Source organism: Pseudomonas sp. GD04091 (assembly GCF_029836165.1).
GTDB lineage: Bacteria > Pseudomonadota > Gammaproteobacteria > Pseudomonadales > Pseudomonadaceae > Aquipseudomonas.
The window spans coordinates 271,614-288,147 of sequence record NZ_JAOEBG010000001.1 but is presented as its reverse complement, the minus strand read 5'-3'; the positions used below and the strand labels follow the sequence as shown (position 1 = coordinate 288,147).

The 16,534-nt window shown below is 64.8% G+C and carries 9 protein-coding genes; 4 read left to right on the top strand and 5 right to left on the bottom strand.

Annotation, left to right across the window (positions count from 1 at the left end; all coding sequences use genetic code 11):
* The 3 genes from N7422_RS01285 (at position 1) to N7422_RS01275 (ending at position 3,440) form a co-directional block, all read left to right on the top strand.
* The gene (locus N7422_RS01285) at positions 1–894 is read left to right on the top strand and encodes a LysR family transcriptional regulator (protein ID WP_279804743.1); all 894 of its coding nucleotides are present in this window, start codon (positions 1–3) and stop codon (positions 892–894) included.
* A gap of 141 nt (positions 895–1,035) precedes the next feature.
* Positions 1,036–2,601 (top strand): PAS domain-containing methyl-accepting chemotaxis protein, encoded by a 1,566-nt coding sequence (locus N7422_RS01280; protein ID WP_279804742.1) that lies wholly within the window; start codon positions 1,036–1,038, stop codon positions 2,599–2,601.
* Between the two features lie 239 nt (positions 2,602–2,840).
* Positions 2,841–3,440, top strand: a complete 600-nt coding sequence (locus N7422_RS01275; protein ID WP_279804741.1) for a DTW domain-containing protein — start codon at positions 2,841–2,843, stop codon at positions 3,438–3,440.
* 86 nt (positions 3,441–3,526) lie between these two features.
* Here the strand turns inward: N7422_RS01275 and N7422_RS01270 are convergent, their stop codons facing one another.
* The 3 genes from N7422_RS01270 to N7422_RS01260 form a co-directional block, all read right to left on the bottom strand.
* Positions 3,527–4,882, bottom strand: a complete 1,356-nt coding sequence (locus N7422_RS01270; protein WP_279804740.1) for an HlyD family type I secretion periplasmic adaptor subunit — start codon at positions 4,880–4,882, stop codon at positions 3,527–3,529.
* Between the two features lie 104 nt (positions 4,883–4,986).
* Complete coding sequence (locus N7422_RS01265) at positions 4,987–7,122, bottom strand: type I secretion system permease/ATPase (protein WP_279805092.1); 2,136 nt, start codon at positions 7,120–7,122, stop codon at positions 4,987–4,989.
* A 79-nt stretch (positions 7,123–7,201) separates the two neighbouring features.
* Positions 7,202–8,575, bottom strand: a complete 1,374-nt coding sequence (locus tag N7422_RS01260; RefSeq protein WP_279804739.1) for a TolC family outer membrane protein — start codon at positions 8,573–8,575, stop codon at positions 7,202–7,204.
* Positions 8,576–9,055: 480 nt separating this feature from the next.
* Here N7422_RS01260 and N7422_RS01255 point away from each other — a divergent pair, with 480 nt between their 5' ends.
* The gene (locus N7422_RS01255) at positions 9,056–15,424 is read left to right on the top strand and encodes a retention module-containing protein (RefSeq protein ID WP_279804738.1); all 6,369 of its coding nucleotides are present in this window, start codon (positions 9,056–9,058) and stop codon (positions 15,422–15,424) included.
* A 43-nt stretch (positions 15,425–15,467) separates the two neighbouring features.
* Here N7422_RS01255 and N7422_RS01250 read toward each other — a convergent pair whose 3' ends face one another.
* Together N7422_RS01250 and N7422_RS01245 are read right to left on the bottom strand one after the other, a co-directional pair.
* A complete protein-coding gene (locus N7422_RS01250; RefSeq protein WP_279804737.1) occupies positions 15,468–15,833 on the bottom strand; it encodes a YbaN family protein in 366 nt (121 codons plus the stop codon).
* A gap of 8 nt (positions 15,834–15,841) precedes the next feature.
* A complete protein-coding gene (locus N7422_RS01245; RefSeq protein WP_279804736.1) occupies positions 15,842–16,429 on the bottom strand; it encodes a YecA family protein in 588 nt (195 codons plus the stop codon).
* Positions 16,430–16,534: the final 105 nt, after the last annotated feature.

Here is a 16,534-nt window from a genome sequence, read left to right as displayed (position 1 = left end):
ATGGCCTCATCGCTGCCTGACCTGAAACTACTGCGCATCTTCGCCAGCGTGGTGCGTCACCAAGGCTTCGCCAATGCCCAGCGCGACCTCAACCTGTCCACCTCGGCCATCAGCACCTACATGAGCCAGCTGGAAGGGGCGCTGGGGATCGTGTTGTGCCATCGCGGCCGCGGCGGCTTCAGCCTGACCAGCAAGGGGGAGCTGTTCCATCAGGAGACGTTGCGCCTGCTTGGCGAACTGGACGGTTTCGAGCAATACGCGGCGGCGCTCAAGGGCGAACTGCGCGGCACCCTCAACCTGGGCGTGATCGACTCCACCGTCGGTGACCGCGCCTTGCCACTGGCCGAGGCGATTGGCGCCTACAGCCAGGAACACCCGGCCGTGCACCTGCACCTCTCGGTGTCCAGCCCCTACGAGCTGCAGCTGGGCGTGCAGGACAACCGCCTGGACCTGGCGATTGGCGCGTTTTCCTCGCGCATGAGCGGGCTGGTGTACCAGCCGCTGTATCGCGAGCAGCACTGGCTCTACTGCAGCAACCGTCACCCGCTGTTCGCCGAGCGGCGCATCCCGGAACCGGTGGTCACCCAGCAGCGCATGGTCGGGCGTGGCTACTGGAGCCAGGCGGAGCTGGCCCGGCACGGCTTCAAGCACAGTGCCGCGACGGTGGAGAGCATGGAGGCGCAGCTGATTCTGATTCTCTCTGGCGCCTATATTGGCTACCTGCCTGAGCATTACGCTCAAGCCTGGGTCGACAAGGGCGACCTGCGGGTTCTGTCGCCCGCGACCTTTGGCTACCAGGCGCCGTTTTCCCTGATCATCCGTCGTGGCCGCAGCCGTGAACCCTTGATCCAGACGTTCCGCGACCTGCTCAAGAGCCAGCTCAACGTAGGTTGATTCCTACATCCTTCAGCGCATTCCGTCAGCTTCAGACCATTTCCTACAAAACTTGACCGATGGCGTGCTGGCCATCTGCTAAATATCTACTTGCTCTGATGAATTTCCCCACTCATCTGGATAAGCAAGGGACCGCGAACGATGCGCATGAATTTGCCCGTCACTGAGCATGAAAGAACCTTTCCCCAGGACCAGCGGCTGATCTCCACCACCGACCTGAACAGCCGCATCACCTATTGCAACGACGCGTTCGTGGCCATCAGTGGCTTCACCTACGAAGAGCTGGTCGGCCAGCCGCACAACCTGGTGCGCCATCCCGACATGCCCCCGGCGGTGTTCGGCCACATGTGGGACACCATCAAGCAAGGCAAGCCCTGGATGGGGGTGGTCAAGAACCGCGCCAAGAACGGGGATTTCTACTGGGTCAGCGCCTATGTCACGGCGGTGTACGAAAACGGTCGGATCAGCGGCTACGAGTCGGTGCGCTCGGTGCCGAGCCGCGACCAGATCCGTCGGGCCGAGAAACTGTATGCGCGCCTGCGCGCCGGGCGCTCGCCGGTACCGCTGGCCGCGCGCGTCGGGCATGGCATCGGCCATGGCTGGCCGCTGATCGCGGCGGGGCTGCTGTCTGCCGCCGCCTATCTCTGGCTGCCGCCGTATGCCGCGCTGGGCGTGCTGATGGCCAGCCTGCTGGCGGCCTGGTATGTGGTCGAGCACCGGCAGAACCAGTCGATCCGCCACACGCTCGAAGAGCACCCCAAAGCCTTCACCAGCCCGCTGGTGGCGCTGACCTACAGTGACAACCCCGGCCTGCAAGGCCAGCTCGACCTGGCCATCCTCAGCGAGGAAGCGCGCCTGCAGACGGCACTGACCCGCCTGGTCGACGCCGGTATCGGGGTCAAGTCGCGGGCCGCGCAATCCGCCGGCCTGTCCGACGCCCAGGCCCAGATGCTCGACCGTCAACGCAGCGAGACCGACCAGTCGGCCACCGCCATCGCGCAGATGGCGGCGACCATCCAGCAGGTCACCCACAACGTGCAGAGCACGGCCCATGCCGCCAGCGATGCCGACCAGCTGGCCCAGCAGGGCAGCGAGCTGGCGCAGCAGAGCCTGCAGGCCATGGGCAGCATGAGCGAGGCGGTGAGCGACATCGGCCAGGCGGTCAACGCCCTGGCCGAGCAGACCCAGTCGATCGGCAGCGTGGTGGATGTGATCACCTCGATCGCCGAGCAGACCAACCTGCTGGCGCTCAATGCGGCCATCGAGGCGGCGCGGGCCGGCGAGCAGGGCAGGGGCTTCGCCGTGGTGGCGGACGAGGTGCGTTCCCTGGCGCAGCGGACCCGTGCCTCGACCGAAGAGATCCACCACATCATTTCTACCTTGCGCAGCGGGGCCGACCGCGCGGTGGCCAGCGCCAGCCGTGGGCAGCAGATCTCCAGCGATAGCGTGCACAGCGTCGAGGCGGTACAGGCGGCGTTGTCCGGCATCGCCCAGGCGGTCAGCCGCATCACCGGGATGAGCCAGCAGATGGCCACGGCCTCCGAGCAGCAGAGCCATGTGGCCGAGGACATCAATCAGCAGATCGTGCGGATCGCCCACCTGTGCGATGAGAGCGCGGGCCAGGCCAAGCAGGGGGCCGAGATCAGCCAGGACCTGGAGCGGATGGCGGAGTACCTGCACAGCCTGGCGGAGCGGTTCAACCGCTGAGGGCTTCCCCGGCACGCATCACGGTGGGCGCGGGTTCACCCACGAAGCAAGCGGTGCGCTGGAGGGCACCGCTGCGCCGGTGTTCGCGGGCAAGTCGCATCGGCGCGCCGCTGCTCCCACAGGGGTCACAGTTGCTGTACCTGGGGGAGCCGGCTTGCCGGCGATGGGCTGCACGGCAAGCCAGGCTTGCAGCCTCGCCACGTCCCTTGTGGCAAACTATCCGCCCCAAGGAGCCCCCCATGCCCAGACCCCGCTGCGAGCGCTGCCAGCGTCCGCTCGCCCATTGCCTCTGCCCACTGATCCCGCAAATCGACAGTCGTACCCGCGTGGTCGTCCTGCAACACCCCAGTGAGACTGCCCACGCCCTGAACACCGCGCGTCTGGCGGCCCTGGGGCTGGTCAACGCAGAGCTGCGCATCGGCGAGGTATTCGACGACCTGGATGATCTGCTTGCCACGCCGGGCTACCGGCCTGCGCTGCTGTTCCCCGGTGACGAAGCCGAGGTCCTGGAAAGCTACGGACAAGGCCACGACCTGCCGCTGATGTTGATCGTGCCGGACGGCACCTGGCGCAAGGCGCGCAAGCTGCTGTACCTGAACCCGCTGCTGGAGGCGTTGCCACGGGTGACGCTCGCAGACGTTCAGCCATCGCGCTATCGGTTGCGCAAGGCACCGGAGCCCGGGGCCTTGTCGACGCTCGAGGCGGTGGTGCAGGCATTGAACGTGCTGGAGGCGCCGGCAGGGTTCGATGCCCTGTTGCGTCCGTTCGAGGCGTTGATCGAGGGGCAGATCGAGGCCATGGGGGCCGAGACGTTCCAGCGCAATCATGGGCAGGGTTGAGTTGGCGCCAGCTTGCGCCGCCCTGATCGCGGCGTAAATGTTCACACGACTGGCTCATGCCCCGCGAAGAGGCCGCTACAGCCCACTCACCTTTCCCGCAACGCTTCCGTCCGTGCCTTCATCACGGGCTTCAACAGATAATCCAGCACGCTCTTCTGCCCGGTGATGATGTCCACCGTGGCCACCATCCCCGGAATGATCAGCAGCGGCTTGGTGTCCCCGCCCAGGTGGTTCTTGTCCGTGCGTACCTGGATCAGGTAGAACGCATTGCCCTTGTCATCGGTGACGGTATCCGCGCCGATCAGCTCCAGCTTGGCCTTGAGCCCGCCATAGATGGTGTAGTCATAGGCACTGAACTTGACCATCGCCGTCTGCCCCGGGTGCAGGAACGCCACATCCTGTGGCCGCACCTTGGCCTCGATCAGCAGGTTGTCCTCGATCGGCACGATCTCCACCAGGTCGCTGCCGGGCTGCACCACGCCGCCGATCGTATTGACCTTGAGCAGCTTGACGATGCCGCGCACTGGCGACACCACGGTGGTGCGGTTGACCCGGTCATCGATGGCGATGCTGGTGGCGGTGATCTTCGACAGCTCCGTGCGCTTGTCGTTGAGTTCCTTGGCGGCGTCGGAGCGGAAGCTGGCGTCGGACTCCTGGATCTTGCTCCTGATTTCGGCGATCGCCGCCTCGGCACGAGGGATGGCCAGGTTGGTGGCGTTGAGCTGGCCGCGGGCTTCGACGCTGCGCTGCTTGAGGCGCAGGATCTCCACCGGCGAGATGGCGCCCTTGCTCACCAACGGCGACGACATGTCCAGTTCCTGCTGCAGCAGGCCCACCGCCGAGCGGTACTGCTCGACCTTGGAGCGGAACTCGGCCAGCTCCTGGGTCTTCTGCCGCAGCTGTTCATTGAGCGTCTGTTTCTCGCTGGCCAGGCGGCGCTGGCGCGAGTCGAACAGCGCGGCTTCATCCTCGGCGACCTGCGGTGCCTTGGCGCGCACTTCCTGCGACAACACGAAAGGGCGGCCTTCGGACTCGGCTGACAGGCGTTCGACCTGGGCGGTCAGGGCATAGCGGTCGGCCTCGCTTTCGCCCTTGTTCGATTTGAAGCGGGTGTCGTCCAGACGCAGCAGGGTGGCGCCCTTGTCGACCATCTGGCCTTCGCGCACGAAGATCTCGGTGACGATGCCACCTTCGAGGTTCTGCACCACCTGCACCTTGCTCGACGGGATGGCCTTGCCCTCGCCGACGGTCACTTCGTCGAGGACCGCGAAGTTGGCCCAGGCCAGCGCCACCAACAGCAGGATCGCCGCCAGCCAGACAGTGAGGCGTGGCAGGCTGGGTGAATCCTGCAGGGTGGCGCCGGCCAGCTCCGGCATGTAGTCGCGCTCGGCGCGTTTGTCGGCGCCCTGGAGGTAGCTGCGCACGCTATGGCTGAGGGACATGTTCTACCTCCGATGAAGACCGGGGCCTTCGTGGGTGCGGGCTTGCCCCGCGATGACGGTATCGCGGGGCAAGCCCGCTCCCACGGCGATTTCAGGTTGTTCGTTCAAAGTGCCGCGCCGATACGGCCTTTGCGCAGTGCGTCGATGACCGCGTCCTTCGGCCCGTCGGCGACGATCTTGCCGTTGTCCAGCACCAGCAGCCGATCCACCAGGCTGAGCATCGATGTGCGGTGGGTGACCAGCAGCAAGGTCTTGCCCGGCACCCAGGCCAGCAGGCGTTGGCGCAGCTGTTCCTCGCTGCTGTTGTCCATGTGGCTGGTGGGTTCGTCGAGGATCAGGATCGGCGGCTCGAGCAGCAGCGCCCTGGCCAGCAGCACGGCTTGGCGCTGGCCGCCTGAGAGCAGTTGGCCGCGCTCGCCCACCGGGCGGTCGAAGCCTTGCGGGTGCTGGCGGGCCAGTTCGCTGACAGCGGTGAGCTCGGCCACTTCGAGCATGCGTGCGTCGCTGACATGGCGAGCGCCCAGGGTAAGGTTGTCGCGCAGGCTGCCGGCCAGCAGTGGCAGGTCGTGGGCCACGTAGCCGAGCTGGTTGCGCAGGTCGGCGATGTCCAGCTGGCGCAGGTCGAGGTTGTCCAGCAGGACCTGGCCCTCGTCGGGATGATGGAAACCCATCAGCAGGCGCGCCAGGGTGCTCTTGCCCGAGCCGCTGCGGCCGATGATGCCGATCCGCTCGCCTGGCTTGACCGTGACGCTCACGTCGTTGAGCGCCGGGGCGGTCTGGCCCGGGTAGCGGACGGTGGCGTGGCTGATGGTGATGCCACCCTGCAGCGCCGTGTGTTCCAGGGCCTGCTGCTCGGCCTGGCGCTCCTGGGGCAGGCTCATCAGCGCATCGGTGCTGCGCATGGTCAGCTGGGCCTGCTGGTAGCGGGTGATCAACCCGGCGATCTGGCCCAGCGGCGCGAGCACCCGGCTGCCCAGCATGTAGCTGGCCACCAGCGCACCGACGCTGAGGTTGCCGGCAATGATGCTGTACACCCCCGCAACGATGGTGGCCATGCCGCAGAACTGCTGGATGAACAATGTGCCGTTGCTGGCCAGCGACGACAGGTTGCGGGCGTGGGCATCGAGGCGGGCGATGGCGCCGTTGGTGTGTTCCCACTGGTACTGGCGTTCGCTTTCGGCGCCGCAGGCCTTGAGGGTTTCCAGACCGCCCAGGGTCTCGATCAGCAGGGCCTGGCGCACGGCGCCCAGGCTCAGGCTCTTTTGCACCGTGTCACGCAGGCGCACCTGGATGAACAGCGCCAGGCCCACGGCCAGCGGGAAGGCCACCAGCGGGATCACCACCAGCCAGCCGCCGAGCAGGCCGATGACCAGCAGCATCAGGGCCACGAACGGCAGGTCGATGATGCTGGTCAGGGTGACGGCGGTGAGGAATTCGCGCAGGCCCTGGAAGTCATGGATGCTCTGGGCGAAGCCGCCGATGGTGGCCGGGCGGGCTTTCATGCTCATGCCGGTGATGCGCTCGAACAGCGTGGCGGAGAGGATCAGGTCGGTCTTCTTGCCGGCCTGGTCCAGCAGATGGGCGCGCACCGTGCGCAGCACCAGCTCGAAGGCCGTGCCGATGAACAGGCCGGCCACCAGCACCCACAAGGTCGACAGCGCCTGGTTGGGCACCACGCGGTCGTAGGTCTGCATGACGAACAGGGGCACCATCAACCCCAGCAGGTTGATCAGCAGGCTGGCCAGCAGGGCATCGCCATACAGCCAGCGGGAATGGCGCAGGGTGTCGCGGAACCAGGCGTTGACCCTTGGGATCAGCGGCGCGCGCACGTCCTCCAGGGTGTGACGGGGCCGGGCGAACAGGGCCTGGCCGCTGTAGGCCTCGGCCAGCGCCGGGCGCTCGACCCACTGCTCGCCACCGTCCGCCTCGCACGGCAGCAGCAGCGCCCGGCCGTTTTCCCCCCAACGTTGCAGCACGGCGCTGCGGCCGTCGTTGAGGATCAGCAGCACCGGCAGGTTGAGTGCCGAGATGGCGTCCAGTTCGCGCTGCAGGACCCGTGCCTGCAGCCCGGCCCGAGCGGCGGCGCGAGGCAGCAGGGCCAGGCCCAGGCGCTGCTCGGCCAGTGGCAGGCCGCTGCACAGGCTGGCGCGGCTGGCCGGGCAGCCATGCAGCTTGCACAGGATCAGCAGGCCATCGAGCAACGGATCATCAACATCCAGGCGCGGTTGCGCACTTTGCATACTGGTCACGATGGCCTGCTCCTGCCGCGGTGGACGGGAAATGGGCGCTGACGGAGCGTTCCCTTGTCTCGTTCAGAACCTAACGCATGTCGGGCAACCTGGCTTCGTTGCGCACCTCGGTCTTGGCGATGGCCTCCGGTGGCAGCGAGATGCGTTGCTTGCTCAACAGCTCACCCATGGTCGCCAGCACCCGGTACATCGAGAACTCTTCGGTGTAGCGCACCTCGGTGTAGCGGCGGTTGGCGTTGTACAGCTCGTTCTCGCTGTCGAGCACGTCGAGCAGGGTGCGCTGGCCCAGGCCGAACTGATCCTGGTAGGCGGCGCGCACGCGTTGCGTGGTCTCGGCGTATTCGCGGGCGCTCGGGGTCTGCTTGCGGGCGTTGTTCATCGCGTTCCAGGCCAGGCTCAGGTTCTCGTTGAGCTCGCGCAGGGCGTTGTTGCGGATGTCCATGGCCTGGTTGATCTTGTGTGCGTCGGACTGCAGGCGGGCCTTGTCGCTGCCGCCGCGGAACAGGTTGTAGCTGAGCTCGACGCCTGCCTGCCAGTCGTTGTTGTCATGGCCTTTCTGGCCGCCGGTGTTGTTGTTCGCGCCAGTGGCCAGCACCGCATCCAGACGTGGGTAGAAGGGCGACTTGGCCACTTCGTACTGCTGCTCGGCGGAGCGCACGTCAGCCTGGGCCGACTTGAGGTAGGGGTTGTTTTCCAACATGCCCTGGCGAGCATTCTGCAGGTCGCCCGGCATTTCTCCCTTGATCGTGACGGGCGTATCCAGTTCGTCGGGCATGCGGCCGACTACGCTGTAGAAATTGGCTTCGGCGTCGGCCAGATCGACTTCGGCCGTGTCGAGGTTGTTCTCGGCCAGGGCGCGACGGGCGCGAGACTGGTCGAGGTCGGCGGTGCTGCCCACGCCACGCTCGCTGCGCAGGCCGATCTGGTCATTGACCCGCAGGTGCGCCTGCAGGTTGTTCTTGGCCAGGGTCACCAGCTCGCGGCGTTTGAGCACTTCGAGGTAGACCTCGATGGCGCGAAGGGCCACGGTTTCGGCGGTGGCCTGGGTGAAGTAGGCGCGCGATGTGGCGACCGCCTCGGTGCGTGCGACTTCGTTGGAGGTGTTGAAACCGTCGAACAGCATCTGTCGCAGACGCAGTTCGGATTGGGTGTAGTTGAGCGTTTCCTTGTTGTGGTTACGCGTGCCGTCGGCGTTGAAGCCGCGGGTGTTGGTATTGTCGGAACGTTGCCGGCCGTAGCCTGCGACCAGATCGACGGTTGGGTAGTACCCCCCGCGCGCGAACTTCACATCCTCGTCGGCGGACAGCCGGCTGTTGCGGCTGGCGCTGATTTCTGGATGTTGGTCCACGGCGTTCTGGACAGCCTCGGTAATCGACATCGCCTGACTGTTGGCACACGCCATGGCCAACAAAATCGCACTGGTGATGGGGGTTAAAGCGCGCATGGGGTACTTCTCCCTGGTCTCGAATAATGTCCTGCTGTTCGCCAAAAAAATGACGAAAATTTAGAATCAAACCGTTTCAGGTTTGTAACAACAGAGCTAAGAACATTTAACGGGCGAGCTAAGAAGATTTTTTCATAAGTTATATGCAAAAAAAAACTTATGCGGTCTAAGAAATCCGGGACATTGTTTCATTCAGGTGGTTACGGGAATTGGCTGGGACAAGCGATTTCCGGGCCTCGGAGAAAGTTCCAGATTTTTTGCAGCTAAGGAGACAGGGGAGGACGGCGAAAGCGGAATTTGGCGACAAAAAAATGGCACTGAATAATGGCCATTCACCATCTCCCTTCTCGCGGTAGTTGTCACAAGGAGCGTGTTTTCTCACGAACGTGACAGCAACGATCCGTCACCGCGGAACGTTGTGCGATTTACCTGACAAGCCTTGAACTGCGAAAAGCCCATCGGCAGGGGAGGCGTACGCTCATGGCTAAATTAGTCGGTGTGGTCAGCAAGGTAGTCGGCCAGGTATTCGCGGTAAGTGATGACGGTCATCGCCGTTTGCTGGTGGAGGGCGATCGTCTGTTCGCCGGCGAGCAACTGGAGACTGGCAATGCCGGTGCGGTGGCCGTTCGCTTGCACAACGGCGCCGAACTGACCCTGGGCCGTGACAGCAGCCTGGAGATGACGTCCGACCTGCTGGCCAACCGTGCCCCTCATGTACAGGCACCGGACCCGGTGCCCAGTGAAACCCAGCTCAGCGATGTCGAGCAGTTGCAGCAGGCCATCGCTGCCGGGGCCGACCCGACGCAGGAAGGCGAGGCCACCGCGGCGGGCGGCAACCCCACGGGCGTGGCGGGCGCGTTGGGTGGCGGACACAGTTTCGTGATACTGACCGAGGTGGCCGGACGGGTGGATCCCACCATCGGTTTCCCCACCGCGGGTTTCAATGGTCTCCCCGAACTGGCGAACCTCGAACTCGGCGCGCTCGACCGCAATGATGAGCAGGCACCCTTAGTGGTCAATCCGCCACCGCCCGACAATCCTGTTAGCCTCCAGGGCCTGGACGTCAGCCCTGCTGAACTGACCCTCGATGAAGCCAATCTGCCCCAGGGCTCGGCCAGCAACCCGGCGGCGTTGACCCAATCCGGCAGCTTCACGGTAGTCGCCCCTGATGGCGTGTTCAATCTCAGTGTGGGCGGTATCAATGTCGTCACCGGTGGCGTGGTGACCGGCGTCGGCCAGTCCATCGTCACCGGGCTCGGCAATGTGCTGACCATCACCGGCTACAACCCAGCCACTGGCGTGGTGAGCTACAGCTATACCCTGACTGCTGCGGAGCAACACCCGGATGGCGTGGGCACCAACACCTTGGGCGAACACTTCCCGGTGCTGGTCAGCGACACCGACGGGGACGTGGCGAGCGGCACGCTGGATGTGATCATTCGCGACGACGTACCCAGGGCCGTGGATGACAGCAACGCCACCCATGCGACCGAGCAGCACCTGGAGCTCACTGGCAATGTGCTCGGCAACGACATCCAGGGTGCCGACCGTATCCCGAGCGGCCCGGTAGTGGCCGGTACCTTTGTCGGCACCTACGGCACACTGGTGCTGGCGGTTGACGGTTCCTACACCTACACCCTCAACACCGACGACCCGGACTTCAAGAACCTGCACGGCAGCGGCGTGGAAACCTTCACGTATACGCTGAAGGACGCCGATGGCGACTCCAGCACCGCGACCCTGACCCTCAACGTCACCAACCTCGACGACCCGGTCACCCTCGGCGGCCTGGACGTGAACGGCGCGGAGCTGACCGTCTACGAGAAGAGCCTGGCCGACGGCAGCGCGCCGAACCCCGGCGCCCTGACGCAAACCGGCACGTTCACGGTCACTGCGCCGGATGGTCTGCAGAGCCTGAGCGTCGGCGGCATCACGGTGGTCAGCGGTGGCGTGGCGGCAAGCTTCCCGCAGTCGATCACCACGGCATTGGGTAACACCCTGACCATCACCGGCTACAACGCCGCCACCGGGGTGGTGAGCTACAGCTACACCTTGCTGGACAATGAAAGCCACGCCAATGGCGACGGCGCCAACAGCCTTTCCGAGCACTTCACGGTCACCGCCACGGACACCGATGGCAGTACGGCCAGCGGGTCGCTGGACGTGAACATCATCGATGATCTGCCCAAGGCCAACCCCGACTCGGCCAGTGTCGTCGAGGGCGGCACGGTCAGTGGCAATGTGCTGGACAACGATGTTTCCGGCGCTGACGTGAGAGCCGACGGTCGTTATGTGGTCGGTGTACGTGCCGGTTCCGATACCTCGACCTCGGCCAGCGGCCGCCTGGGTGATCCGATCCAGGGCCAGTACGGTTACCTGACCCTCGACGCCCAGGGTAACGCCACCTATCACGCCAATCCCAATGCCGTGGCGCCTGCCGGTGCCACGGATGTGTTCGTCTACACCGTGCGAGACAGCGACGGCGACGAAAGCACCACCACCATCACCATCGATGTGCGCGACTGCTCGCTGATCGCCGGGCCGGACAGCGAGGTCACGGTCTACGAGAAAGCCCTGGACCTGATCAAGGATGGCAACGACCTGGCCGGTGGCAATGTCATTGGCAGCCAGCCGGGATCGACCGGCGAGACAGCCAGTGGTTCGCTGGTCGGCGCTGTCAGCGGCGCAGTGGGGGCCCTGACCTTCACCCTGGTGGGCAATGCCACCGGCCAGTACGGTCAGATCCAGTTGAACGCCGATGGCACCTACACCTACACCCTGACCTCGGCGCCGAATTCGCCGAACCACATCAACGATGGGCCGAATCTGCTGACAGAGTCCTTCACCTACCAGGTGAAGGATTCGCTGGGCAACACGAGCACCAGCACCATTGTGGTCAGCATCGTCGACGACGTGCCCAAGGCCCACAGCGACTTCGTCAACGTCTACGAAGGCGGCAGCGTCAGCGGCAACGTGCTGGTCAACGATGTGATCGGCGCGGACGTGCCGGCCGATGGCAAATACGTGGTCGGCGTGCGTGCCGGCTCGGACACCTCCACCTCGGCCATCGGCCAGCTGGGCAGCAATGTGGCGGGCCAGTATGGCTACCTGACCCTCGACGCCCAGGGCAACGCCACCTACCACGCCAACCCTGACAGCGTGGCGCCGGCCGGGGCCACGGATGTGTTCGTCTATACCATCCGCGATGCCGATGGCGACGAGAGCACCACCACCATCACCATCAATGTGCACGACATCTCGCTGGTCGCCTGCCCGGATGACACGGCCAAGGTCTACGAGAAGGCGCTCGACCTGGTCAAGGATGGCAACGACCTGGCCGCCGGTAATGTCACCGGCAGCGATCCGCGATCGAACGCGGAAACCACCACCGGCTCGCTGGCCGGATCGGTCGGTGGGGGCATCGGTGCCTTGACCTTCACCCTGGTGGGCAATGCCACCGGCCAGTACGGTCAGATCCAGTTGAACGCCGATGGCACCTACACCTACACCCTGACCTCGGCGCCGAACTCGCCGAACCACATCAACGATGGGCCGAATGTGCTGACAGAGTCCTTCACCTACCAGGTGAAGGACTCCCTGGGTAACTCGACCACCAGCACCATCGTGATAAGCATCGTCGACGACGTGCCCAAGGCCCACTGCGATGAGACGTCGGTCAAGGAGGGCGGCAGTGTCAGCGGCAATGTGCTGGACAACGATGTGATCGGTGCCGATGTGCGTGCCGACGGCCAGTACGTGGTGGGTGTGCGTGCCGGCGCGGACACCTCGACCTCGGCCAGCGGCCATGTCGGCGATCCGATCGTCGGGCAGTACGGCTACCTGACGCTGGACAGCCAGGGCAATGCCACTTATCACGCCAACCCGAACAGCGTGCCGCCGGCCGGGGCGACCGACAGTTTCGTCTACACCATTCGCGACGCGGATGGCGACGAGAGCACCACGACCATCCGCATCAATGTGCAGGACAGCAAGCTAGTGGCTTGCGAGGACAACGATGTCACTGTCTACGAGAAAGCTCTGGACCTGCACAAGGATGGCAATGACCTGGCCGCCGGCACCGTGACGGGCAGTGAGCCCGGCTCGACGGGTGAAACGGCGTCCGGCAGCCTGGTGGGATCTGTCAGCGGTGGTGTCGGGGCATTGACCTACAGCCTGGTGGGTAACGCTGTCGGCCAGTACGGTCAGATCCAGCTGAACGCCGACGGCTCCTACACCTACACCCTGACCTCGGCGCCGAAGACACCGGGCGGGGCCAACGATGGTACCAACACCGTCAACGAATACTTCACCTACAAGGCCACCGACGCCCAGGGCAACAGCGTCACCAGCACTATCGCCATCAACATCGTCGACGATGTGCCGAAGGTCGAATGCGCGGTACGCAGCATCACGCCGGGCCAGGTGGACTCCAACATCCTGCTGGTGGTGGATGTCTCCAGCAGCATGGCCGCCGGCTCCGGCGTGCCCGGACTGACCCGTCTGGAACTGGCCAAGCAGGCCATCAATGCGTTGCTCGACAAGTACGACGAGATGGGTGACATCAAGGTGCAGATCGTCACCTTCGGCACTGGCGCACAAGTGCAGACACCGGTATGGGTGTCGATCAGCGAGGCCAAGAACCTGATCGCCGGGCTCTCTCCGGGCGGCTCGACCTATTACGACTCGGCGGCCACCAAGGCCCAGGAAGCCTTCGCCACCGCTGGCAAGCTGACGGGCGCGCAGAACATCAGCTACTTCTTCTCCGATGGTGAGCCCACCAACGGCCATGCCATGACGGCGCCACGCGAAGCCGCGTGGGAAACCTTCCTCGACAACAATGGCATCAAGTCCTACGCCATCGGCATGGGTACCGGGGTCAACGAGGGCAACCTCAATCCGCTGGCCTATGACGGCAGCAGCCACACCGACACCAACTCGGTGGTGGTCACCGATCTCAGCCAGCTTGGCGCGGTGCTCTCCGGTACGGTGCAGGGCGCGCCGATCACCGGCAGCCTGATGAGCGGTGGCGACTTCGGTGCCGACGGCGGCTTCATCAAGGCCTTGCTGGTGGATGGCACCACCTATACCTACGATCCGAAGGCCAATGGCGGGCAGGGCGGCTATTCGGTCAGTGGCGGTGCGGACAAGGCTTCGTTCGACACCGTCAGCAACAGCCTGAACATCAAGACCAGCCTGGGTGGCACCCTGGTGGTGAACATGGACAGTGGCGAATTCACCTACGCCCCGCCGAAGGACAACGGCAGCAGCCAGGTGGAGAAAATCGGCTTCACCGCCAGCGACAACGACGGCGACACCCGCAGTGCCAGCCTGACGGTGCACATCAACAGCAACGGCGTGCCGGTTGCTGGCGCCGATCACATCATCACCAACATCAGTGGTGCCACCGTGACCGTGCCGGCAGAAGCCCTGCTGGCCAATGACAGCGATCCGGACCACGACCCATTGAGTGCCGCCCCCATCACCTTCAACACCGGCTTTGGTGACAAAGGCGCGGGCTTCACCGCGGGCACGCAGGCGCAGACCATCAAGTTCGACGCCACCCCCAACAGGGCCGAGAACCAGTTCCGCGACCTTGCCCGCAGCGAGTTCACCAGCCTCAACGGCACCATGACGGCGGCGCTGGTGGTCGCCGGCTACCTAGGGTCGATCAGCACCAGCAATGCCAATGACGAGGACACGCTGACGGTCACCCTGCGCAAGGGCGAGACCCTGACCCTCGATCATGACCGCCCCGCCGGCAACCTGCTGATGGAGTGGAAGGATGCCAGCGGCAGCTACCAGACCATCGTCGATGGCGGCAGCTTCACCGCCAGTCATGATGGTGTGTACAGCATCCACGTGATCAACACCGAGAACGCCTCCGGCAACAGCAAGGCCGCCGAAAACTACAAGCTGAGCATGGTGGTGGACTACAGCAATGCCAGCAACGATGTCTATCACGGCAGCTACACCGTCAGTGACAACCATGGCGGCAATGCGACCGGCGCGGTGGACATCACCTATCAGGCCGGCAATATTCTCACCGGTACTTCAGGGGGCGATGTGCTGCTGGCCGGGGCGGGAGATACCACCTTGCACGGTGGTGCCGGCGACGATGTCCTGGTGGCGGGCAGTGGCAACAACAATCTGTATGGCGGCGAAGGCAACGACCTGCTGATCGGCGGTCCGGGCAATGACCTGCTCGATGGCGGCCCCGGCAGCGACACGGCCAGTTATGCCAGGGCAACCAGTGGTGTGACCGTGGACCTGAGCCATATCGGTCAGCAGAACACCGTCGGTGCCGGCCTGGATACCCTGACCGGCATCGAGAACCTGATCGGCTCCGACTACAGCGACACCCTGGTCGGCAATGACGGTGACAACGTGCTCAACGGCGGGGCGGGCAATGATGTGCTCAAGGGCGGTGCCGGCAACGACATCCTGATCGGAGGCCGCGGTGATGACACCCTGACCGGCGGCAGCGGCAACGACACCTTCGTCTGGCAGAAAGGGGACACCGGGCATGACACGGTGACGGACTTCACCCCGGGCAGCGATCGCCTGGACCTGTCGCAACTGCTGCAGGGAGAGAATGCCAGCAGTGCGTCGCTGGACGACTACATGCACTTCAAGGTCAGTGGCACAGGCGCCAATGTGGTGTCGACCATCGAAGTCAGCAGTGTCGCCGGCGCGGCGCCGACCCAGACCATCGATCTGGCCGGCGTGGACCTGGCGCAGCACTATGGGGTCTCGGCCGGGGCGGGCGGGGTGATCGCGGCGGGGCATGATACCGCGACCATCATCAACGGCATGCTCAATGATCATTCGTTGAAGGTGGATACGGTGTAGGGCAGCCGTGCATCGCGGGGACCCTCTCGGCCCCGCGATTGCGTCACTGTGGCCGGCGCAGGGTCTTCTGCTTGAGGATCCACGCGCTGACCAGCACCGCGCTGGTCAGCATGAATACCCGCGCCCAGAGCAACGGCACCAGGTAGCAGGACACGCCGATGCTGGCCCACATCAACCCGATCGCATAGACCTTGCCCTTGAGCGGAATGCCCTCACCGCTGAGGTAGTCGCGGATCCAGGGGCCGAGCCTCGGGTGGTTGACCAGCCAGTCGTGGAAGCGTGGGGAGCTGCGGGCGAAGCAGGCCGCCGCGAGCAGCAGAAAGGGAGTGGTGGGCAACACCGGCAGGAAGATCCCCGCCACCCCCAGCGCGACGCTGAGCCAGCCGACGGCCAGCAGCAGGTAGCGCACCACCTCGATCAGTGGTGACGAGGCTTGAGCAGGGCTGGCTTCTCTTCGGGGGCGTGCAGCAGCAGGAACAGCGCGCTGAGCGCCTCGGGGATCTGCACGATCATGTCGTCCTGCAGGTTGGCGTTGCTGGCGATGTCGGCGAATTCCGGCTGTTCGTCGAACAGGCCCGAACCGACCATGATCGGCAGCAGCATCTCGCTGACTTCTTCCTCGGCGTTCTCGAACCAGGCCTCTTCACGCAGGAATACACCCTCCATGAAGCCGATGCACCAGCCGCGCAGGTCGGAGTCGTCCGGCTCGTCGGTCAGGTCCAGGTCGCAGGGCAGGTCGAATTCCTCGTCGCTGGCCAGCTGGCGGGCGATGTGGCCCTTGAGCGCGACCAGCGTGGCTTCGATCTCGGTGCGTTGCGCGTCGCTGGCGTAGTGGGGTTCTTCGGCGAACAGCGCGTCGATCCATTCGCGTTCTGGAACTTCTTCCGAGCAGATCGACAGCGCGGTCAGGTAGCCGTGGGCGGCGACGTAGTCCAGCGCTTCTTCGTGCAGCTCATCGGCGTCGAGGAAGGCTTGCAGGCGGGTCAGTTGCTCGGCGAAGGACATTACAGGCTACCTTGGGGAATAAACGATAGTGGATTCTAGCATCTTGCGGTGAAGGAGGGGCAAAGGGAACGTCTGTCACCGGGACATGCCGGGGGGCGGGGCAGT